Origin of the sequence: Streptomyces sp. T028, assembly GCF_048159505.1 — a bacterium.
Lineage (GTDB): Bacteria > Actinomycetota > Actinomycetes > Streptomycetales > Streptomycetaceae > Streptomyces.
Window position 1 is genome coordinate 24,152 of the sequence record NZ_JBLRVZ010000075.1, and the last position, 20,067, is coordinate 44,218.

Genomic DNA, 20,067 nt, shown 5'->3' on the forward strand with positions numbered 1-20,067 from the left:
TCTCGGTCGTACGACGCTCTGGCGCCCCATGCTCGCCTATTCAACGACGGGTACCAACAGCGCCCCGAAGGGGCGTGGGGCCGTATCGACATGCGGCTCCGCCGCGATGGGGGTCCCCCCGCTCGAGCGCAGCCGAGAGTGGGGGAGCGACCAGCCACAACCAACCCGCAGCCGCCACACAACACAACCCACCGGGCGCTACGCCGTCACCGTCTCCCCGGGGAGCTGCCGTCATCCCCCGAGACGGTGGCCCCCGCCTCCCGCCCCCGATGGTCGATCAGCGTGACCTCGGCCCGGGCGCGCAACGCCTCCTCGCTGCCGGCGAGCAACTGCGGAGCCCGGTTCGCCTTCGGCAGCATCAGGGCGAAGAGCAGTCCGACGGCGACGGCGGCGGTGGCGATCAGGAAGGAGACCCGGAAGCCGTGCATGGTCGGGACGGCGACCCCGTTCACGTGGTTCGCGGTGTTGGCCAGCACCATGCCGATGACGGCGCTCGACACGGACGTGCCGATGGACCGCATCAGGGTGTTGAGGCCGTTGGCCGCGCCGGTCTCCGAGGCCGGCACCGCGCCGACGATCAGCGCGGGCAGCGAAGAGTACGCGAGGCCGATGCCCGCTCCCAGCACCACCGCGATGACGAGGCTCTGCCAGGCCGCGTTCATCAGGCCGAGGCCGGCGCCGTAGCCGATCGCGATGATCAGCATGCCGATGATCAGGGTGACCTTGGGGCCGTACTTGGCGGACAGCCGGGCGTAGACGGGCGCGGTGACCATCATCGTCAGGCCCAGCGGCGCCACGAGCAGACCGGCGACGACCATGGACTGGCCGAGGCCGTACCCGGTGGCGGTGGGCAGCTGGAGGAGCTGCGGCAGGACCAGCGAGACGACGTAGAAGCTGACGCCGACCATGATCGAGGCGAGGTTGGTGAAGAGGACGGCGGGTCGGGCCGTCGTCCGCAGGTCCACCAGCGGGGCGGCGGCGCGCAGCTCGTACGCGCCCCACAGGACGAGCACGACGGCCGACGCGGCGAACAGGCCGAGGGTGGTGCCGGACGTCCAGCCCCAGTCGCTGCCCTTGGTGATCGGGAGGAGGAAGAGGACCAGGCCGGCGGAGAGGCCGAGCGCGCCCGGCAGGTCGAAGGTTCCCTCGGCGCGCGCCGGGGACTCCGGTACGACGAGGAGGGTGAGGGCGATGGAGAGGGCGCCGAGGCCTGCGGCGCCGTAGAAGAGGGCGTGCCAGTCTGCGTGCTGGGCGACGAGCGCCGCGGCGGGCAGGGCGAGGCCGCCGCCGACGCCGATCGAGGAGCTCATCAGGGCCATCGCCGAGCCGAGCCGCTCGCGGGGCAGCATGTCGCGCATCAGACCGATGCCGAGCGGTATCGCGCCCATCGCGAAGCCCTGGAGGGTGCGGCCCACGATCATCGTGAGCAGGTCGCTGGTGAGGGCGCTGACCAGCGCGCCGACGACCATCACGGCGAGGCTGAGGATCAGCAGGCGCCGCTTGCCGTAGAGGTCGCCGAGGCGTCCCATGATCGGGGTGGCGACGGCGCCGGAGAGCAGGGTGGAGGTCAGGACCCAGGTGGCGTTGCTGGGGGCGGTGTCCAGCAGCTGCGGCAGGTCCTTGATGACCGGGACGAGCAGGGTCTGCATCACCGCGACCACGATGCCCGCGAAGGCGAGCACGGGGACGACGGCTCCGCTCGCTCCGCGGGTGGGCCGGTCGGTCGTGTGCGTCATGGGGTGGGGCCTCCGGGGCGGGGCGTTCAGGGGTACGTGGAAGCTGAACCTGTATGCACGGGCAACTATTCCGATGCTTTGGCGTACTAACGGTTTCTTTAGCTTCTCTTGGGAGTCCGGGCCTCCTCGGACTTCGCGAAGAAAGTTTCCCGGTCGAGGCAACGGTCCTGGCCTCTCATGGCCTCCTTTGCATATCTAGGAGGTGCTCATGGGGGATCGGAAGCAGGCCCGGGACATGGAGTTCCAGGCCTTCGTCATCGGCCGCTGGCCGCGGCTGATGCGCACGGCATTTCTCCTCACGGGGGAGCAGCACACCGCGGAGGACCTGGTCCAGTCGACCCTGGAGCAGGTCTACGTGGCCTGGCGCAGGGTCGCCTCGGCCGAGGACCCGGAGGCGTACGTACGGCGCGTGATGATCAACGCGCATGCCCGCAGGTACCGCAGAAGGCTGCGCGAGTTCCTCGCTCCGAGGGACGACTCGGGGCTGACGCACGAGGTCGCCGACTCGGGTGACCGCATCGCCCAGGCAGACGACCGGCATGCCCTGCTGAAGGCGCTGGCCCAGCTGCCGGCGCGGCAGCGGGAGGCAGTGGTCCTGCGCTACTGGGAGGACCTGACGGAGACGCAGACGGCCGAGGCGATGGGCTGTTCGGTCGGCGCGGTGAAGAGCAACGCGGCCAAGGGGATCGCGAAACTGCGCGCCATACCGGGACTGGCGGAGATGGTGACGCACGGAGGGCGGAAGTGATGAGCGCGGACCGGGAGAAGAACCACAACATGACACAGCAGGACATCGCCCTCCTCATGGCCGACGCCGCCGACGAGGTCGAGATCGGTATAGCCCCCACCCAGGCGCTGATCCGCGGCGGCCGCCGTCGCAAGGCGCGGCGCTGGGCGGTCGCCGCGGCCACCGCTCTGGTCGTCGCCGGCTCGACGGGGGCGCTGGCCCTGACCGGTCTGCCGGGCGGCGACGGGCAGCGGGTGACCCCGGCCGGGCAGCCGTCGGCCGAGGTGTCGCGGGACGTCCTGCGGCCGTACCGCACGACGCTCGCGCGCGGCGTCGACGAGGGCAGTCACTGGCGGGTCTACGTCGACGTGTGGCCGGCCCCGCGCGACGCGGCGGAGGCCGAGGGCCAGCTGGCGGCCATGTGGGAGTACGGCGAGGCGCCGGTGGACGAGGACGAGGGCGCCGAGCTGGTCGGCAAGACCTCGTACTTCGTCCAGCGCGCCTACGGCGGCTTCGCGAGCCAGGGCTCCGTGACGCTGCAGGCCTCGGTCCCCGCCTCGGACACCCAGTCGGGCACCGACAACGAGACGGTGGCCATGCCCCTGGACCCGGCCGACGACGACGGCCCCTCCCGTCTGGTCATCGGCCATGTCTCCCCGACCACCCAGCGCGTCACCTGCGCCTGGAAGGACGGCACGACGACCAAGCTCACCAAGGCCCCCGCCAACACCGAGGTCGCCGCCGACGAGCCGGCGATCCGCACCGCCGAGGGCTCCCCGTACGGCTGGTTCGTGTGCCTGGCCCCGCAGGGCACGGAGTACGAGTCGGCGGAGGTGACGGACTAGCCTTCTGAGTCAGGAATTCCGTTCAGATGTGCAGGGGGAGGAGTGGGTGCGGCGCCGTTCCACGCCGCAGGCATGGGCTTTGCGGTGCCGAATCATCCTGGCGTGCGCCGCTGGCCCGCTGCCCGGCTCCACACCCAGATGCCTTCGACAGGGTGCCCGCTAGGGTGGCAAGCGTGTCGTACACAGGCCCGGACCCCAGCCCCTTCGATCCCCGCGACCAGCCCAGCGCCCGTCGCTCCCCGCTGCGCCGCCCGCCGGCCATCGCGCTCGCCGTGCTGGTGCCCGGCGCGCTGCTGGGCTGGCTGGCGTACGGGGTGCTCGGCGGGACCGGTGGCAGCGGGGACGGCGGGACGAACGCGGCGGCGGGGGCAGGGGCGGGGGCGGGGGCCCAGACAAGCACCCCCGGCTCACCGGCCGACTCCGACTCCGGTTCCTCCGACAACCCCGGCACCCTCTCCGCCTCCCCCAGCCAGGAGACCGTCCCCCTCAAGGGCAAGGTCGTCGTCATCGACCCCGGCCACAACGTCACCAACTCCCAGCACACCGCCGAGATCAACCGCAAGGTGGACATCGGCACCAACCTCAAGGAGTGCGACACCACGGGGACGTCCACCAACTCCGGTTACAGCGAGGCGAGGTTCACGCTGGACGTGGCGCACCGGCTGGTCACGCTGCTGCGGGAGCAGGGCGCGACGGTGAAGCTGACCCAGGACGGGGACCGGCCGTTCGGGCCGTGCGTCGACGAGCGGGCCCGGATCGGGAACGCGGCGCACGCCGACGCGGTGGTGTCGGTCCACGCGGACGGTTCGGCGGAGGGCAACCGGGGCTTCCATGTGATCCTGCCGGGCACGGTGCGCGAGGGCGCCGCGGACACCCGCGGGATCGTCGCCCCGTCGAGGGAACTCGGAGAGCTGATCGCGGACGACTTCGCGCACAGCACGGGCAGTTCACCGTCCAACTACATCGGCGACGGCACCGGCCTCGTCACGCGTGAGGACCTCGGCGGTCTCAATCTGTCAACGGTTCCCAAGGTGTTCATCGAGTGCGGCAACATGCGCGATACCAAGGACGCGGCATTGCTGACCAGCGGCGCCTGGAGGCAGAAGGCGGCGCAGGGGATCTCTGAGGGAATCGTGAGTTTCCTGCGCGGGTAGTGATCGGGGCGCTGATCCCGGCGGACAGTCCGATCACACGGGCGATAGTGTCGTCCCTGCGATCAGGGGGACCCACGCGCTTCACACCGGGGCCCGAGGGCGGCATGGTGACAGCGACGCCTCTACCGGACGTACCGATGACGACGAGACGACTGACGAAGGACCTGAAGTGAATATCCGCTCCCTCACTCGGGGCGACGGCGTGGTGATCGGAGCAGCGGTGTTGCTGTTCATCGCGTCGTTCCTCGACAACTACTCGTACGACGACGCTCCCGACAGCCTCGACATCCCGAGTCTGTGGTCGAACGGACCGGTTCTCCTCAGTGTCGTCCTGGCCGGCCTCATCGGTGCCGCGCTCGTCGTCGTGGCCCGCGCCCTGCCGCAGCCCCGCAAGGTGGCCGGTCTGGAGCTCGGTCCCTTCGGTGTCGCGTTCGCGCTGTTCGCCGCGTGGAGCGCCCTCGGCAACGTCATCGACCCGGTGGGCGGTCTGGACAACTTCGGCGGCGACAACTCCAACGCCCCGAGCGCGGGCACGGGCCTGATCATCGCCCTGATCGCCACGCTGCTCATGGCCGCCGGCGCGGTGGCCACCCCCCTCGTCCCCGCCCTCCAGGCCGGTCTCGTCCCCGCCCCCAAGCCGCCGACGCCGCAGCCCTACGGCGCCCAGCCGCCCGCCGGCTACGGGTACCCGGGGGCGCAGCAGCCGCCCGGGTTCGGTGGGCAGCCGCAGCAGGGGCAGCCGTTCGGCGGGCAGCCGGGTCCGGCCGCGCAGCCGCCGGCGCCGGACTTCTCGCCGTTCTGGTTCGCGGTGCCGGTGCCGCGCCCGCTGTACGCGGAGGACGGTGCGCCGATGCCGATCGCGGAGCTGGCGCCGGGTACCTGGTACCTCGCGGTCGAGCAGGGCGCCCAGGGTCTGATCGCGCAGACCCAGGACGGGCGGCGCGGCGTGCTGCGGGACACCTCCGGTATCCAGCGCGGCTGAGTTTCGCGGTCCTCGCCGACGGCCCCTCGCCCTTCCGGGCGGGGGGCCGTTGTCGTACAGTCGCAACCCCCGTATCTGACGGATCGTCAGGAGGCAGGTATGCGGCTCGGTCTCGCGCTCGGTTACTGGGGCCGTGGCCCCGACCCCGGCCATGTGGAGCTGGCGCTGGAGGCGGAGCGGCTCGGGTACGGCTCGGTGTGGACGGCGGAGTCGTGGGGGTCGGACGCGTTCACTCCGCTGACCTGGATCGCGGCGCGGACCTCGCGAATCGGGCTGGGGACGGCCGTCGCGCAGATGGCGGCGCGCTCCCCCACCACGACCGCCATGCACGCGCTGACGCTGGACCATCTGTCGGGCGGGCGGATGACGCTGGGGCTCGGGTTGTCGGGCCCGCAGGTCGTGGAGGGGTGGTACGGGCGGCCGTTCCCGAAGTCGCCGCTGACCGCGACCCGGGAGTACGTGGACGTCGTACGGCAGGTGCTGGCGCGCCGGGCGCCGGTGGAGCTCGACGGGCGGTTCCACTCCCACCCCTATCGTGGCGCGGACGGCACCGGGCTCGGGCGGCCGCTGAAGTCCATCACGCATCCGCTGCGGTCCGGTCTGCCGGTGCTGCTCGGGGCCGAGGGGCCGCGGAACGTGGCGCAGACCGTGCGGATCGCGGACGGCTGGCTGCCGTTGTACTGGTCACCGAGCCGGCCGGACGCGTACGGGCCGGGGCTGAGCGAGCTGCGCGAGGGGTTCGTCGTCGCGCCGCTGGTGCGGGCCAAGGTGTGCGCCGATGTCGCGGAGGGGCTGCTGCCGGTCAAGGCGATGCTCGGCTTCTACATCGGCGGCATGGGGCACGCCACCCGCAACTTCCACGCCGATCTGATGGGGCGGATGGGGTACGAGGAGGAGGCGCGGCGGATCCAGGAGCTGTTCCTCGCGGGGCGCCGGGAGGAGGCCGTGCTGGCCGTGCCCGACGCGTTCGCCGACGAGATCTCCCTGGTCGGCCCGCGCGAGCGGATCGCGGAGCGGCTGGAGCTGTGGCGCAAGGGTCCGGTGACGGACCTGCTGGCCGTGGCCCCGGACCCGGACACTCTGCGGGCGCTGGCCGACCTCAGCTCCTAGCGCCGTTCCGGTCTTTCACGTCAGCCGCAGCAGTCCACCTCAAGCCCCCAAGGCAGTTGCTCTCCCCCGAACACCGCACACGTGGCCTCGTGCCCACCCAACGCGGCCACCGCGAGCAGCAACGACCCGGCGGTCCAAGTCGTCAGCTCCCGGGGCCATATCGCCTCGTCCTCGAAGACATAACCGGTCCAGTACAGCCCCGACTCCGCGTCCCGCAGATGCTGGATGGACTGCAGGATCTCCAGCGCCCGGTCCGACTCCCCCATCGCCCACAGCGCCAGGGCGAGTTCGGCCGACTCCCCACCCGTCACCCACGGGTTGGGCACGACGCACCGCACACCGAGTCCGGGCACGACGAAGCGCTCCCAGTCCGCCTCTATACGGGACTTGGCCTCCGCGCCGGTCAACGCGCCGCCCAGCACCGGGTAGTACCAGTCCATGGAGTAGCGGTCCTTGTCGAGGAACCGCTCCGGGTGGCGCCGTATGGCGTGCCGCAGCGCGCCCGCGGCCAGTTCCCAGTCCGGCTGGGCCTCCTCGCGCTGCTCTGCGATCGCCAGCGCGCAGCGCAGCGCCTGATGCACGGAGGAGGACCCGGTGAGCAGCGCGTCGGCGGTGGGGGTGCCGTCGTGGTCGCGCCGCCAGCCGATCTGCCCGCCCGGCTGCTGCAGCCGCAGCACCCACTCGACGGCCGCGTAGACGGCCGGCCACATGCGGTCGAGGAAGGTGTCGTCGCCGGTGGAGAGGTAGTGGTGCCAGACGCCTACGGCTATGTAGGCGACGAAGTTCGACTCGCGCCCGGTGTCGGTGACGTCGTCGTGGGCTCCGTCGGCGTAGGCCGCGTACCAGGAGCCGTCCTCGTTCTGGTGCCGGGCGAGCCACAGGTAGGCCCGCTCGGCGGCCTCGTGCTCACCGGCCGCGTCCAGCGCCATCGCGGCCTCGGTGTGGTCCCACGGGTCGAGGTGATGGCCCCGGAACCACGGGATCGCGCCGTCCTCCCGCTGTACGGCGAGGATGCCGGCGACGGTCGCGGCGGCCTGCTCGGCGGTGAGGACCCCGGGCAGGACGAGGTGTTCTGTCCGGGGGGTGGTCACTGGTCGGCCACCTCGGCACCCACCGGGGGAAGATGCGGCTTGGTGGCGTAGGCGACGAAGCTCTTGCCGACGACCGGGTTCAGCGCCTGCTCGGCGAGCCGGGTGGCCAGCGGCTTCTTCATGATGTCCCAGACCAGCAGCTTGTGGTACGCCCGCACCGGCAGCGCCTTGTCGTTGTCGACGCCGAACGCGCACTTCAGCCACCAGTACGGCGAGTGCAGCGCGTGGGCGTGATGGGTGCCGTACGGCCTCAGTCCCGCCTCGCGGATCTTCCCGAGCAGTTCGTCGGCCTTGTAGATGCGGATGTGGCCGCCCTCGACCTCGTGGTAGGCGTCGGAGAGCGCCCAGCAGACCTTCTCTGGGCCGTAGCGGGGCACGGTGATGGCGATGCGGCCGCCGGGCTTCAGCACCCGGACCATCTCCGCGAGCACGCCCTTGTCGTCGGGGATGTGCTCCATGACCTCGGAGATGATGACGACGTCGAAGGACTCGTCGGGGAAGGGCAGGGCGAGGGCGTCGCCCTCCATGGCCGTCGCGGTGGCGCCCTCGGGAGCCTCGCCGGCCTCCTTCATCGCGGCGAACCACTTGGCGACCTCGCGGATCTCCTCGCCGTTCTGGTCGAGGGCCACGACCTGGGCGCCGCGCCGGTAGCACTCGAAGGCGTGCCGGCCGGCCCCGCAGCCGAGGTCCAGGACTCGGTCGCCCGGGGCGAGCGGGAACCGGGAGAAGTCGACGGTCAGCACGTGGCCCTGCTTTCGCGATCGGATGCTCGGTTTACGACGTCAACATCTTGGGGCACCCCGGTCGCCGGCCGGCGGGCGCCCCCGGCTATGGCCTCGCGGTAGCGGGCGACGGTTCCCTCGGCGGCCCGCGCCCAGGTGAAGTTCGCGAGCACGCGCTCGCGTCCGGCCGCACCGAGCCGGGCGCGCAGGGCGGCGTCGCCGAGGAGCCGGCCGAGGCCGGCCGCGAGCGCGCCCGCGTCGCCCGGGGGTACGGCGAGGCAGGTCTCGCCGTCGCGTCCGGCGACCTCGGGGATGGCGCCGCCGGTGGTGGCGAGGAGCGGGGTCCCGGTGGCCATGGCCTCGGCGGCGGGCAGGCTGAAGCCCTCGTAGAGGGACGGCACGCAGGCGACCTGCGCCGAGCGCACCAGGTCGACGAGTTCGGCGTCGGAGATGCCCTTGACGAACTCGACGGCGCCTTCGAGGCCGTAGCGCTCGATCGTCTGGGCGACGGGCCCCTCGGCGGGACGCTTACCGACGACGACGAGGTGGGCGTCGGGGTGCTCGGTGCGCACCTTCGCCAGCGCCTCGACGAGGAACACCAGGCCCTTCAGGGGCACGTCCGCGCTGGACGTGGTGACGATCCGGCCGGGTACGACGGGCACGGACGGGTCCGGGGAGAACAGATCGGTGTCGGCGCCGATGTGGACGACGTGAATCCGGTCGTCGCGGACGCCGAGGTGGTCGACGATCTCCTGGCGGGAGGTGCCGGAGACGGTGAGCACGGACGGCAGCCGGCGGGCGACGCGCTTCTGCATCCGGGTGAACGCGTACCAGCGGCGCACGGAGTAGCGGCGCTGCCGGCCGTCGGCGGCGTCGAGCTCCAACCGCCGGTCCACGGTGATGGGGTGGTGGATGGTGGTGACGAGCGGTGCACCCACGTCCCCCAACAGGCCGTAGCCGAGGGTCTGGTTGTCGTGCACGACGTCGAACTCGCCGCGCCGGGCGCGCAGATGGCGGCGGGCGCGCAGGGAGAAGGTCAGTGGCTCGGGGAAGCCGCCGGTCCACATGGTCGCGACCTCGAGGGCGTCGATCCAGTCGCGGTACTCGTCGCGCTTCGGGGTGCGGAAGGGGTCCGGGGAACGGTAGAGGTCGAGGCTCGGCAGCTCGGTCAGACTCAGGCCGTCGTACCCCTCGTCGAGCACGGGGTACGGCTGTGAGCCGATGACCTCGACGCGGTGGCCGAGCCGGACCAGCTCGCGCGACAGGTGCCGTACGTAGACGCCCTGGCCGCCGCAGAACGGGTTCCCCTTATAGGTGAGGAGCGCGATGTCGAGCGGTCGCCCGCCGTCAGCGGCGAGGTCACGTCGGGACCCCTCCTGACTGGCCTCAGCGGTCACTCCGGGCCCCCTTCTGCCTGCACTGTCCCGCGAGGTTACGACGAGACGCTAATCTAGAACAAGTTTCAGACTTGATCGTTCGGGAGGCTCCGAATCTACCGGCAGGTAGGGGTGCTGGGAGAAGTGGATCAGGTGATTCACGCCACGACCCGCGCGGCCCGGGCGGCCCTGCCATGCTGTGTGATCACCGAGCCTCACCGACTGTCACGGAACGGTGCCCATGCCTGCGGAAGAGACCACCCAGCGCCCCGCCTCCTCCTCCCTCACGGAGCGGCAGGAGGCCCGCCGCCGGCGCATCCTGCACACGAGCGCGCAGCTGGCCAGCCGGGGCGGTTTCGACGCGGTGCAGATGCGGGAGGTCGCCGAGTCCTCACAGGTCGCCCTCGGCACGCTGTACCGCTACTTCCCCTCCAAGGTGCATCTGCTGGTCGCCACCATGCAGGACCAGCTGGAGCACATGCACGGCACGCTCCGCAAGAAGCCCCCGTCCGGAGACCGCCCGGCGGAGCGGGTCGCGGAGACCCTGATGCGCGCCTTCCGCGCCCTGCAGCGCGAGCCGCATCTGGCCGACGCGATGGTCCGCGCCCTGACCTTCGCCGACCGCAGCGTCTCCCCCGAGGTCGACCAGGTCTCCCGCCAGACGACGGCGATCATCCTCGACGCGATGGGTCTGACCGACCCCACGCCCGAGCAGCTCTCGGCGGTCCGCGTCATCGAGCACACCTGGCACTCGGCCCTGATCACCTGGCTCTCGGGCCGGGCGTCCATCGCCCAGGTCCGCATCGACATCGAGACGGTGTGCCGCCTGATCGACGTGACGGACCCGAAGCGGTCGCCGGACCTCGCGTCGGACTGATCACCGCAGGTCGCGCAACCGGAGGCCGGCCGACCCAGCGGACTCCGCGCACGCCGACCCGCACAGGTCCAGCGAGCCCAGGTCGGCGGTGATCGCCGCGCCGGGCGCGAGAAGCGCCTCGTCGAGCTCGAACTCCACCCGTGTCCCCGCCCCGGCCGGCGGCACGAACCGTTCCGGGTCCCCGAGCGGCCTGCCGACCGCCAACTCCTGGCGGAAGCCGACGCCGTCCCGCCAGACCTCGACCACCGTGCGCGAGCTCACCGCGGAGGCGGCCCAGCCGCACCAGCGGTGGGGGCCGATCAACGAGCCGAAGCCGATGATCGGCACTCCGTCCACGCCCAAGGCGTCGGACGCGTCGTCGAAGACGGAGAAGGCGAGGTCGCCGCGGATCTCCGCCTCGACGCGCAGGGTGTGCGCGGGCGCGACCCGCGTGGCCGGGTGCAGGGACCAGCCCACCACCTGGCCGAACGCCCGCGAGGGGAGTTCCGGGCTGTCCAGGCCGACGCCGAAGTACATGCCCGGCCTGCGGCGCACGGCTTCGCCGCCCTCTACGACACGGATATCGGCCGCGCTGTACCAGTGCTCGGTCACGACCGCACGCTACGGCACCCCACCGCACGACCGCATGCGAAAACCTACGAGACGGGTTCCCTTCGCCGGCATGGTCCGGATCAGGTGTTGGGGGTCGCCTTCCAGCCCGACTGCTGCTTTCCGGCCTCTCAGCCCAACCGTCGACGTCGGCCCCAGCGGATGCCTTCGCGTCTCGCCAAAGTCGGCTACTCCGGTTGGACTCCCTCACTCGCCTCGTAGGCCAATACCAGGATAATACGGACAGAAGTGAATGGAACCCCCTGAGGGCAAGATTTTTCCGCCCCCAGGGGTCGTCTCAAGGGCCGCTCAGTCCTCCGGTGGAAACACCGCCTCCCCGCTCCCCACCAGCGTGATCGCGATCGCCTCCACCGGACAGCTCTCCGCCGCCGCCAGCACCCGCTCGTTCGCGTCCGTGTCCGGGTCGACCGGGTGGGACTGGCGGGCGGTGTCGAGGCGGAAGCCGTCCGGGGCGTGGTGGACGCACTGGGCGGAGCCGATGCACAGGGAGCGGTCGACCTCTACGTGCCAACGGTCACCCATGGCCCCCGTCAGCCTTCCCAGCCCGCGGGCAGATGGATCATCTTGTGCTCGAGGTACTCGCCGTACCCCTCGGGCCCGAACTCGCGCCCCAGCCCGGAGTTCTTGTAGCCGCCGAAGGGTCCGAGCATGTCGAGGCTGAAGGTGTTGACGGAGTACGTCCCCGTGCGGACCTGCTTCGCGACCTTGATGCCGTGCGCCACGTCCGCCGTCCAGACGCTGCCGCTCAGCCCGTAGTCGGAGTCGTTGGCGATCTTCAGCGCCTCGGTCTCGTCGCCGTAGGGCAGGAGGCAGATCACGGGGCCGAAGATCTCCTCGCGGGCGATGCGCATGGAGTTGTCGACGTCGCCGAAGAGCGTCGGCTCCACGTACCAGCCACGCTCCAGCCCCTTCGGCCGGCCCCCGCCGGTGAGGACCTTCGCGCCCTCTTCCTGCCCGATGCGGATGTAGTCGAGGTTGCGGCGCTGCTGCCGCTCGGCGACCAGCGGGCCCACCTGGGTCGCCGGGTCCAGCGGGTCGCCGACGACGAGGGCGCCCGCCGCCGTGGCGAAGGCGTCGGCGAACTCGTCGTAGCGCGAGCGCGGCAGCAGGATGCGGGTCTGGGCCACGCAGGCCTGCCCGTTGTTCATCCAGGCGGCCGGGACGATCCCGGCGACCGCGCTCTGCAGGTCGGCGTCCGGCAGCACGATCGCCGCCGACTTGCCGCCGAGCTCCAGTGTGACGCGCGTGAGGTTGCGCGAGGCCACCTCCATGACCCGCCTGCCCGCCGCGACCGAGCCGGTGAAGGAGACCTTGTCGACACCGGGGTGCCCGACCAGGTACTCGCTGACCTCGCGGTCCGCAGGCAGGATCGACAGCACGCCCTCCGGCAGCCCGGCCTCCCGCGTGATGTCCGCCAGGAGGTACGCGTCCAGCGGCGACTCCGGCGACGGCTTGAGGATCACCGAGCAGCCCGTGAGCAGCGCGGGCGCGAGCTTGGCGGCGGCGACGAACTGGGGGACGTTCCAGGGGACGACGGCCGCGACGACCCCGACCGGCTCACGCCGTACGAGGATCTTGCCGAGCACGCCGTCGCGGCGCTCCTCGTAGGTGAAGTCCCGGGCGACGGTGATCGCCGCGTCCCACACCATCATCGCGCCGAGGGCCTGCGCGAGGACGCTCCAGGAGTACGGGGAGCCGTTCTCGGAGGAGATCACCCGGGCGATCTCCTCGTGGCGCATCGCGATCCCGTCCTTGATACGGGTGACGACCGCGATCCGCTCGTCGAGGGTCATCCGCGGCCAGGGCCCCTCGTCGAACGCCCGCCGGGCGACCGCGACGGCCCGGTCCACATCGGCCGCCGAGGCGTGCGGCACCCGCCCGATGACCTCCTCGGTGTGCGGCGAGACCACCTCGAGGACGGCATCGCCCAGGGGGTCCGTCAACTCTCCGCCGATGAACAGCTTTCCGTGTTCCACGAGCTCAGCCATGGCCACTGCCTTCGTCCGCATCATTTCTGACGGTGTTTCAGAAACTGATACCAGTTCTAGTTATAGTGGGCAATGGCCATGGATCGGCCGACGGCCGGGGGACGGAGGGCAGATGACGGCGACGTTCGATCATGGTGGGGGTGTGCGGTCCCTGCGGGTGCCCATCCCGGACAACCCCCTGGGGTTCACGCTGGTGTACGTCGTGGACACCGACCGGGGGCCGGTGCTGATCGACACGGGGTGGGACGACCCGGAGTCGATGGACGCGCTCGTCGCCGGGCTCGCGGCCTGCGGTACGGCGGTGGCGGAGGTGCACGGGGTGGTCATCACGCACCACCACCCGGACCACCACGGCCTCTCCGGCAAGGTCCGGGAGATCTCAGGGGCGTGGGTCGCGATGCACGCGGCGGACGCGTCGATCGTGCGCCGGGCGCGCGAGACCCGCGCCGAGCGCTGGTACACGTACATGGCCGACAAGCTGGCCGCGGCCGGCGCCCCCGAGGAGCACATCGCCCCGCTGCGGACGTCCCGGCGCCGTAGGCTCCCCGGCCTCTCCCCCGCCCTGCCCGACCGGGAGATCGTCCCCGGCGAGTTCCTCGAACTGCCCGGCCGTAGGCTGCGGGCGATCTGGACGCCGGGCCACACCCCCGGCCATGTCTGCCTCCACCTGGAGGAGGAGCACCCGGCGGGCCTCCCCGGACACGGCCGCCTGTTCTCCGGGGACCATCTCCTCCCGGAGATCAGCCCCCACATCGGCCTCTACGAGGACCCCGACGACACCACCGTCACCGACCCCCTCGGCGACTACCTCGACTCCCTCGAACGCGTCGGCCGCCTCGCCCCCGCCGAGATCCTCCCCGCCCACCAGCACCCCTTCACCGACGCCCCGTCCCGGGTACGGGAGCTGCTCACCCACCACGAGACCCGCCTCAGCGATCTCCTCACCCTCCTCGCCACCCCCCTCACCCCCTGGCAGCTGGCCGAACGCATGGAGTGGAACCGCCCCTGGGACCAGATCCCCTACGGGTCACGCACCATCGCCGTCTCGGAGGCGGAGGCGCATCTGCGGCGCCTGGTCAAGCAGGGGCGGGCGGAGGCGGTGACGGGGAGCGATCCGGTGACGTACGTGGCATGCTAGGGCCTGTCGGCCTAGGGGCAACTCCGCACGGCGTGTCCGGGAAACGGGTCCCGTGGGTCCCGGACACGCCGTGGTGCCCTCGCCCTGTTGGACGGTGAGGGCTACTGGACCGTGAGGTAGGCCCGCTCCACGGTCTGGACCAGGGTGTTGCCGTCACGGTCGGTCAGCTCGGCCCGCAGCGAGACGGTGCCCGGCTCGGCCGGGTGCTTGAGCGACAGCCGGTCGCCGGCCACCACCTTCGCCGCGGTCCAGGTCCTGCCCTCGTCGTACGACACCTGGAACTTCAGCTTCTTGACGGTCCGTCGGCCGGCCGCGCCCTCCACGGTGAACGGCACGTCGAACCGCTCGCCCGCCTTCGCCGTGCTGGCCTGCGACAGCTCGGGAGAGAAACGGACCACGGACAGCGGCAGCCTGGTCCAGCTGTCCTCGGACACCTCCGCCGAGCGGAACGTCCACTTCGCCTGCACCCGGGTGCTGACCGGGTACAGCTCGGGGTCACGGGACGCGTCGAGGGTCAGCTCGTACGCACGGTCCCCCGCGGGGACCGTGTAGCTGGCCCGGTACAGCGGATCGCCGTCGGCGGGGATCTCCTCGCCGTCGGCGCGGAGCGAGGCGTCCACCGTGTAGAAGCTTTGGCCCGGGTTCCCTTCACCGTCGCCGAACAGGGGCAGGCTCGCCTTGACCGTGTTCCCGCGCCGCGCGAGCCCGGGATACACATCCGACGGTTCGCCCTCGCCCGGGGGCAGGGACGGACCGAAGACGCCGATGTTGAGCCTCTTGGTGTAGCTCCTGCCCGGCTCGTACGCCCTGAACTGCCCCTGCAGCGAGGACAGCGCGTTCCGCTGTTCCGCGGAGTACGCCCACTTCACGCCGTTGCCGAGGACGTATTCGGTGGTCTGCAGCGGCAGTTCCCGCCAGACGACGGTGCTGAAGTCGGCCGCGATCCGGTCGTCGGGCGAGAGGGGCATCGCGAACAGCAGCCCGGTGTCCGGGGTGGGCGCGCCGAACGTGAGGTCGATCTTGGCGAGGTCCTCGCGCCGGACGTCGGCGGTGAAGGCGCCGAGCGAACCCGTACGGTTCCACGCCATGCGGTAGTTCACGGCGCGCCCGTCGGCGTCCTCACGCGTCCAGAAGCCGCTGTACTGGGCGTATGCCGCGTCCTTCGCCGCTTCCGGGCCGACGTGCGCGACCTTGAAGCTCTGGAAATCGGGGTAGGCGTAGACGGCCCAGGCGTCGAGGGCGTTCCCGTCGGTGTCGGTGTAGCCGGGGACGAGCTGGGCGTGGTTGTTGGCGGCCTCGGTGTCGGGCATGGTGATCGCCGCGGACTCGGCCTCGCGGGCGTCCATGACGACCGTGGTGTCCTTGTCCAACTCCACGGCCGGAGCCAGGAAGTACGAGTCGACGGCCGACTCGGCACCGCCCCCGAGGATCCCGGTGAGGGCGTAACTGCCCTTGGGCAGGCGCACGGTGACCTCACCGTCCGAATCGGCGAGATCCGCTGTGTAGTCGCTGTCCCGGCCGTTGATCATCGTCCAGCCGTTGCCGGAGGGTTTGCCCTCGTCGTCGAGCTGCTTGATGGTCAGGTTGTACGACTCGGCCTCGCGCTCCACGCCGAACGCGGTGCGCACCGAGGTCCCGCCGTCGGCGGAGGCCGCGGTCACCGAGCCGCCCCAGGAGCCGACGGTGTCGCCGCCGACGCGGGTGTCGGCGGTCACCGTGACGCTCGCCGTACCGCCCGCGGGGACGGTCACCTGCCGCGTCGAGATCTCGAACATTCCCTCGGGGGCGGGCTTGCCGTCCACCCCGAGCGCCTCGGCGGACAGGTCCAGGACGGCCGGCTCGGTCCCGAGGTTGCGGTAGGTGATCTCCTTGGCCACCGGCTCGTCGTCGGTGTGCGGCCAGGCGGGGCGGCCGAAGCTGATCGGGCCGTTCTCGGCGACGACGGTCTGCCCGATCGCCCGCGCCACATCGGTACGACCGGTGCCCTGCTGGTACGCGCTGTACGGGCCGGGCTTCGCCGAGCCGGTCAGCGCCGCCTTGATCCGCTCACCGGACCAGTCCGGGTGCTCCTGCGCCAGGAGGGCGGCGGCACCCGCGACATGCGGGGTGGCCATCGAGGTACCGCTCAGGCTGGCGTAACCGGCCGTCCCCGCGGGGTACCACTCCTCCATGTCGCTCGCGGTGGAGGCGGCGGCCGCGATGTCGACGCCCGGCGCGGTCAGATCCGGCTTGAGACCGCCGTCCCCCACGCGCGGGCCGCGGCTGGAGAAGTCGGCGAGCTGGTCCGCCTTGTCCACCGCGCCGACCGTCAGCGCGGAGTCGGCGCTGCCCGGTGATCCGACGGTGCTCTCGCCGTCGCCCGCGTTGCCCGCGGCGATGACGAACAGGGTGTCCGACTCGGCGGAGAGACGGTTGACCGTCTCCTCCAGCGGGTCGACGCCCATGGTGTCGGTGCCGCCCAGGCTCAGGTTGACGACATCGGCGCCCTCGGCGACCGCCCACTCCATGCCCGCGATGATGTCGGAGTCCCAGCCGTAGCCCTGGTCGTCCAGGACCTTGCCGGCGAGGATGCGCGCCCCCGGCGCGACGCCCTTGTACTTCCCCTCCGACCTGGCGCCCGTACCGGCGATGGTGGAGGCCACGTGGGTGCCGTGCCCGTTGCGGTCGACGCTGTCCGCCACGTCGGAGAAGTTGCGTTCGGCGATCTCCTGGCCCGCCAGGTCGGGGTGGGTCTCGTCGACGCCGGTGTCCAGCACGGCGACCTTGGCGCCCGTGCCGTCGAATCCGGCGTCCCACGCCGTCGGCGCGCCGATCTGGGGCACGCTCTTGTCCAGGTCGGCCTTGCGCTTGCCGTCCAGCCAGACCTTCTCGATCTTCTTCGCCGCCGGTGAGCCGGCCAGCCGGGCGGTGCCCTCGCCGTGGTCGGCGCCGTCGGTGAAGGTGTCCCAGAACGCGGAACCACCGCGCTTTTCGGCCCGCAGCGCCACGCCGTTGACGCTGTCCAGCGTCTGACTCACCCGGGCCCGTGCGTCACGGAAGGCGCTCGCCGCGGGTGTCTCGTCCCCGCCGTAGGTGGCGATCAGCGGCAGGTCGGACCGGCTCGCGTCGTCATAGCCGTACGCCAGCAGCTGGGTGATGTCGAACAGCCGCCGGTCCAGCTTGCCCTGGACCACCGGCAGCGCCGCGTCGCCGGGGGTGACGTAGGTGTGCCCGTCGACCTTCCGGACCGAGAACGAAGCGCCCTCGCGTCCCTCGGCCCGCTCGATCCCGGTGACCGAGCCGTCCCCGGCGACCGTCACCTTGTCACCGGTGATCAGGGTCACCGTCCGGACGGCTTTCCCGCCCGCGCCCGCCGAACTGTCGGGGGAGGCCGCGACGGCCCGACCCACGCCGGGAACTCCGGTCGCGGCCAGTACGACGGCCAGGGCGATCACCGCCAGCGGGGTCGCCGTACGTAAATGTCTGCTGGGGGGTGTGGGTATACCCATTACCTGTCTCTCGCCTCGGGGGGTTCTCGGATCTCTGATCTCGTGATCTCTGAATCTCGGGATCTCTGGATCTCTGGAACCCGGGAATGATCACGCCCCACGAGGCTGCAACCGGCGTGTGACCGAGCCTGGACCGGTCGATAACGGAACGGCAACGGCGCCCTCGGCGGGACTCCCGTGAGCGGTGCCGTTCACGGAAGGGAACCACGCCGTTCACGACGCGCCCCTACGGTGCTCACCACACCCGTCCCGGACCCCTAGGTGCCGACACCCATGGACCCGATCGCGCAGCTTCTCGCCGAACGAGCCTGCCAGCGCCTGCTCCTCGACCTCGTCCGCCGTCTCGACCTCGACGAACCCGGCTCCGTGGCCGAGCTGTTCACCGAGGACGGCGTCTGGACCTGGCCTGAGGGCGACCGTCTGGTCAAGGGACGCGCCGCCCTGCGCGCCCACTTCGGCTCCCGCCCCGCCGACCGGCACGCCCGCCGGCTGATGGCGGACGTACGCGTCGAGGTGACCTCCCCGGACACGGCGCGGGCGATGTCGTACTTCACGACGTACCGCGTGGACGCCGAGCCGCCCACGGTCCCGGCCCCGACCCCCGTAGGGATCGGCCACTACGAGGACACCCTGCGCCGCACCCCCGACGGCTCCTGGCTCCTCGCGGCCCGCACCCTACGCCTCCCCTGCGACCGCCCCACGCCCCGCCTCTGAGCAGCCCGGGCGAAGTCCGCTACGGTACGGCAGCGCCCCAAAGGGGCGCGGGGCTCTATCGACATGCGGCTCCGCCGCGTGGGCGCGACCAGCCACAACGAACCCGCAGGTAACGCACTGGACTTCCAGCGGAGCGCCGGCGCGTAGGGCTCGGCGGAGACGGCGGCCTGGGCGAGGATCACCGAGGACATGCCCCAGTCGAGGCCGGGGTCGCCGTCCTCCGAGGTGCCCCAGTCGATGACCCGCGGGCCGTCGGCGGTGAGGATCACGTTCTCGGGGTGGAGGTCGAGATGCAGCACGCGCAGGCCGGGTGCGTCCGGCGAGCGCCCGGGCACGGCGTGCAGCTCGCGCAACAACCGCGCGAGGAGCGCGCCCGCCTCCGCGGAGTCCAGCTCGCCCGCCGCGAACGCCTGGAGCATCGTCGGCCCCTCCAGCCGCTCCATCACCAGGTCGGTGCGCGAGGCGGCGCCACGCACGGCGGGCGCGGGATAGCCGTGCCGCCGTACGTGCGCCATGACCGCCGCCTCGACCGCCGCGTCGAACCAGCCCTCCCGGTCGCGGCGCAGCACCCACGCCTCGTCGATCTCGTACACGTCCGCCGCACGGCCGGAGCCGGGCCGTCTTCGAGGCGCCCGTCACATTCGACGCGCCCGCTCCGTGAGCCTCCGTACGCCCGCTGTCACACGATCATGGTTGAGCGGTGAAGCACCCCACATGACTCACATCACCTACTAACCACCCTAGTGGTGCATATCGGACGCCATGTCCACGCCATCAGCCCCTCTGACCTGCACTTTGAGAGCCAGGTCACACAAACGGCGTTCACCCCAAGTACGGCCACAACTAGCAAAAGGGGTCTTTGCGGACGGCTGCCGATCCTGCTTCTCTGGATGACGTCGCACGGCGCCGACAAGCCCACGGGCCTCGGCGCCGACGCATGCAGCCACCTACCGCACCTCACGCGGAGCGGCCACGCACCGCGTGACTCCGGCATGCAGGCGACCGCACATGTCCCCGAAGAAAAAAGGTTCTCCGTGTCCGTCTCCGTCATCCGCCGCATCGCCAGCCCGAAGAAGGCCATCACCACCGTCGCCCTGGCCGCCGCCACCGCCGGCATCGCCATGACCGCGGCGCCGGCCCACGCGGCCACCGTGACCAGCGCCTCCCAGGCCCAGGCGATCGCGCACAAGATGATCCCGGACGCCGGCCAGTACAACGCCTTCGCCAACATCGTGCAGCACGAGAGCAACTGGAACGTCAGCGCCACCAACGCCTCCTCCGGCGCCTACGGCCTCGTCCAGGCCCTCCCGGGCTCCAAGATGGCCTCGGCCGGTTCCGACTGGAAGACCAACGCCGCCACCCAGATCAAGTGGGGTCTGGACTACATGAACTCCCGCTACGGCAGCCCGGCCGCGGCCTGGAACTTCTGGCAGGCGAACGGCTGGTACTGAGCCACGACGACGGCGTGAACACTTGAGGCGGCGGCCCCCGGGGATCGGGGGCCGCCGCC

At 71.5% G+C, this 20,067-nt stretch carries 17 protein-coding genes, 1 pseudogene and 1 riboswitch; of the genes and pseudogenes, 9 read left to right on the forward strand and 9 right to left on the reverse strand.

The features are described from left to right. Positions 1-206 precede the first annotated feature (206 nt). Positions 207-1,736, reverse strand: a complete 1,530-nt coding sequence (locus ACLZN2_RS47860; RefSeq protein ID WP_416986351.1) for an MFS transporter — start codon at positions 1,734-1,736, stop codon at positions 207-209. Between the two features lie 208 nt (positions 1,737-1,944). Between ACLZN2_RS47860 and ACLZN2_RS47865 the strand changes: the two genes are divergently transcribed. The 5 genes from ACLZN2_RS47865 (at position 1,945) to ACLZN2_RS47885 (ending at position 6,554) form a co-directional block, all read left to right on the forward strand. Then, entirely contained in the window at positions 1,945-2,484 is a 540-nt protein-coding gene (locus ACLZN2_RS47865) for a SigE family RNA polymerase sigma factor (RefSeq protein ID WP_416986352.1), read from the forward strand. Beyond that, the gene (locus ACLZN2_RS47870; RefSeq protein WP_416986353.1) at positions 2,484-3,308 is read left to right on the forward strand and encodes a hypothetical protein; all 825 of its coding nucleotides are present in this window, start codon (positions 2,484-2,486) and stop codon (positions 3,306-3,308) included. Before ACLZN2_RS47865 ends, ACLZN2_RS47870 begins: the two co-directional genes overlap by 1 nt. Before the next feature lie 173 nt (positions 3,309-3,481). Continuing rightward, positions 3,482-4,462: an N-acetylmuramoyl-L-alanine amidase gene (locus ACLZN2_RS47875; protein WP_416986354.1), complete on the forward strand. Its 981-nt coding sequence runs from the start codon at positions 3,482-3,484 to the stop codon at positions 4,460-4,462. A 169-nt stretch (positions 4,463-4,631) separates the two neighbouring features. Further along, positions 4,632-5,444, forward strand: coding sequence for a hypothetical protein (locus tag ACLZN2_RS47880; protein WP_416986355.1), 813 nt, complete (start codon positions 4,632-4,634; stop codon positions 5,442-5,444). A gap of 99 nt (positions 5,445-5,543) precedes the next feature. After that, entirely contained in the window at positions 5,544-6,554 is a 1,011-nt protein-coding gene (locus ACLZN2_RS47885; RefSeq protein WP_416986356.1) for an LLM class F420-dependent oxidoreductase, read from the forward strand. A gap of 20 nt (positions 6,555-6,574) precedes the next feature. Here the strand turns inward: ACLZN2_RS47885 and ACLZN2_RS47890 are convergent, their stop codons facing one another. The 3 genes from ACLZN2_RS47890 to ACLZN2_RS47900 are packed head-to-tail and all read right to left on the reverse strand — an operon-like array spanning position 6,575 to position 9,764. Continuing rightward, positions 6,575-7,645, reverse strand: coding sequence for a prenyltransferase (locus ACLZN2_RS47890; RefSeq protein ID WP_416986357.1), 1,071 nt, complete (start codon positions 7,643-7,645; stop codon positions 6,575-6,577). Continuing rightward, the gene (locus tag ACLZN2_RS47895; protein WP_416986358.1) at positions 7,642-8,388 is read right to left on the reverse strand and encodes a class I SAM-dependent methyltransferase; all 747 of its coding nucleotides are present in this window, start codon (positions 8,386-8,388) and stop codon (positions 7,642-7,644) included. The genes ACLZN2_RS47890 and ACLZN2_RS47895 overlap by 4 nt, the downstream gene beginning before the upstream one ends. Further along, complete coding sequence (locus ACLZN2_RS47900) at positions 8,382-9,764, reverse strand: glycosyltransferase family 4 protein (RefSeq protein ID WP_416986359.1); 1,383 nt, start codon at positions 9,762-9,764, stop codon at positions 8,382-8,384. The genes ACLZN2_RS47895 and ACLZN2_RS47900 overlap by 7 nt, the downstream gene beginning before the upstream one ends. Before the next feature lie 220 nt (positions 9,765-9,984). Here ACLZN2_RS47900 and ACLZN2_RS47905 point away from each other — a divergent pair, with 220 nt between their 5' ends. Beyond that, positions 9,985-10,620 carry a TetR family transcriptional regulator gene (locus ACLZN2_RS47905; protein WP_416986360.1) on the forward strand — a complete coding sequence of 212 codons (636 nt, stop codon included), beginning with the start codon at positions 9,985-9,987 and terminating at the stop codon, positions 10,618-10,620. Here the strand turns inward: ACLZN2_RS47905 and ACLZN2_RS47910 are convergent, their stop codons facing one another. The 3 genes from ACLZN2_RS47910 to ACLZN2_RS47920 form a co-directional block, all read right to left on the reverse strand. Further along, the gene (locus ACLZN2_RS47910; RefSeq protein ID WP_416986361.1) at positions 10,621-11,211 is read right to left on the reverse strand and encodes a hypothetical protein; all 591 of its coding nucleotides are present in this window, start codon (positions 11,209-11,211) and stop codon (positions 10,621-10,623) included. Between the two features lie 40 nt (positions 11,212-11,251). Further along, positions 11,252-11,427: riboswitch (TPP riboswitch) on the reverse strand. Between the two features lie 90 nt (positions 11,428-11,517). Continuing rightward, the gene (locus ACLZN2_RS47915) at positions 11,518-11,751 is read right to left on the reverse strand and encodes a ferredoxin (RefSeq protein WP_416986362.1); all 234 of its coding nucleotides are present in this window, start codon (positions 11,749-11,751) and stop codon (positions 11,518-11,520) included. 8 nt (positions 11,752-11,759) lie between these two features. Beyond that, positions 11,760-13,217: an aldehyde dehydrogenase gene (locus ACLZN2_RS47920; RefSeq protein WP_416986363.1), complete on the reverse strand. Its 1,458-nt coding sequence runs from the start codon at positions 13,215-13,217 to the stop codon at positions 11,760-11,762. 112 nt (positions 13,218-13,329) lie between these two features. On the opposite strand from ACLZN2_RS47920, the gene ACLZN2_RS47925 reads away from it, so the two are divergent. Beyond that, positions 13,330-14,355 carry an MBL fold metallo-hydrolase gene (locus ACLZN2_RS47925; RefSeq protein WP_416986364.1) on the forward strand — a complete coding sequence of 342 codons (1,026 nt, stop codon included), beginning with the start codon at positions 13,330-13,332 and terminating at the stop codon, positions 14,353-14,355. Between the two features lie 101 nt (positions 14,356-14,456). Here ACLZN2_RS47925 and ACLZN2_RS47930 read toward each other — a convergent pair whose 3' ends face one another. Further along, positions 14,457-17,789, reverse strand: coding sequence for a S8 family serine peptidase (locus ACLZN2_RS47930; protein ID WP_416986365.1), 3,333 nt, complete (start codon positions 17,787-17,789; stop codon positions 14,457-14,459). A 327-nt stretch (positions 17,790-18,116) separates the two neighbouring features. On the opposite strand from ACLZN2_RS47930, the gene ACLZN2_RS47935 reads away from it, so the two are divergent. Further along, the gene (locus tag ACLZN2_RS47935) at positions 18,117-18,557 is read left to right on the forward strand and encodes a nuclear transport factor 2 family protein (protein ID WP_416986366.1); all 441 of its coding nucleotides are present in this window, start codon (positions 18,117-18,119) and stop codon (positions 18,555-18,557) included. On the opposite strand, the pseudogene ACLZN2_RS47940 reads toward ACLZN2_RS47935, so the two are convergent. Continuing rightward, positions 18,461-19,171: pseudogene (locus ACLZN2_RS47940) on the reverse strand (phosphotransferase); the annotation flags it as partial. The gene ACLZN2_RS47935 and the pseudogene ACLZN2_RS47940 sit on opposite strands and share 97 nt — an antisense overlap. Before the next feature lie 420 nt (positions 19,172-19,591). Between ACLZN2_RS47940 and ACLZN2_RS47945 the strand changes: the two are divergent. Then, entirely contained in the window at positions 19,592-20,008 is a 417-nt protein-coding gene (locus ACLZN2_RS47945; protein ID WP_416986367.1) for a transglycosylase SLT domain-containing protein, read from the forward strand. The last annotated feature ends 59 nt before the right edge of the window (positions 20,009-20,067 follow it).

What these genes read in the sequence shown, in the direction of transcription:
- ACLZN2_RS47870 (WP_416986353.1), top strand. Translation starts at nt 2,484, where the DNA reads ATGAGCGCGGACCGGGAGAAGAACCACAACATGACACAGCAGGACATC.
- ACLZN2_RS47885 (WP_416986356.1), top strand. Translation starts at nt 5,544, where the DNA reads ATGCGGCTCGGTCTCGCGCTCGGTTACTGGGGCCGTGGCCCCGACCCC.
- ACLZN2_RS47920 (WP_416986363.1), bottom strand. Translation starts at nt 13,217, where the DNA reads ATGGCTGAGCTCGTGGAACACGGAAAGCTGTTCATCGGCGGAGAGTTG.
- ACLZN2_RS47865 (WP_416986352.1), top strand. Translation starts at nt 1,945, where the DNA reads ATGGGGGATCGGAAGCAGGCCCGGGACATGGAGTTCCAGGCCTTCGTC.
- ACLZN2_RS47860 (WP_416986351.1), bottom strand. Translation starts at nt 1,736, where the DNA reads ATGACGCACACGACCGACCGGCCCACCCGCGGAGCGAGCGGAGCCGTC.
- ACLZN2_RS47905 (WP_416986360.1), top strand. Translation starts at nt 9,985, where the DNA reads ATGCCTGCGGAAGAGACCACCCAGCGCCCCGCCTCCTCCTCCCTCACG.
- ACLZN2_RS47925 (WP_416986364.1), top strand. Translation starts at nt 13,330, where the DNA reads ATGACGGCGACGTTCGATCATGGTGGGGGTGTGCGGTCCCTGCGGGTG.
- ACLZN2_RS47935 (WP_416986366.1), top strand. Translation starts at nt 18,117, where the DNA reads ATGGACCCGATCGCGCAGCTTCTCGCCGAACGAGCCTGCCAGCGCCTG.
- ACLZN2_RS47915 (WP_416986362.1), bottom strand. Translation starts at nt 11,751, where the DNA reads ATGGGTGACCGTTGGCACGTAGAGGTCGACCGCTCCCTGTGCATCGGC.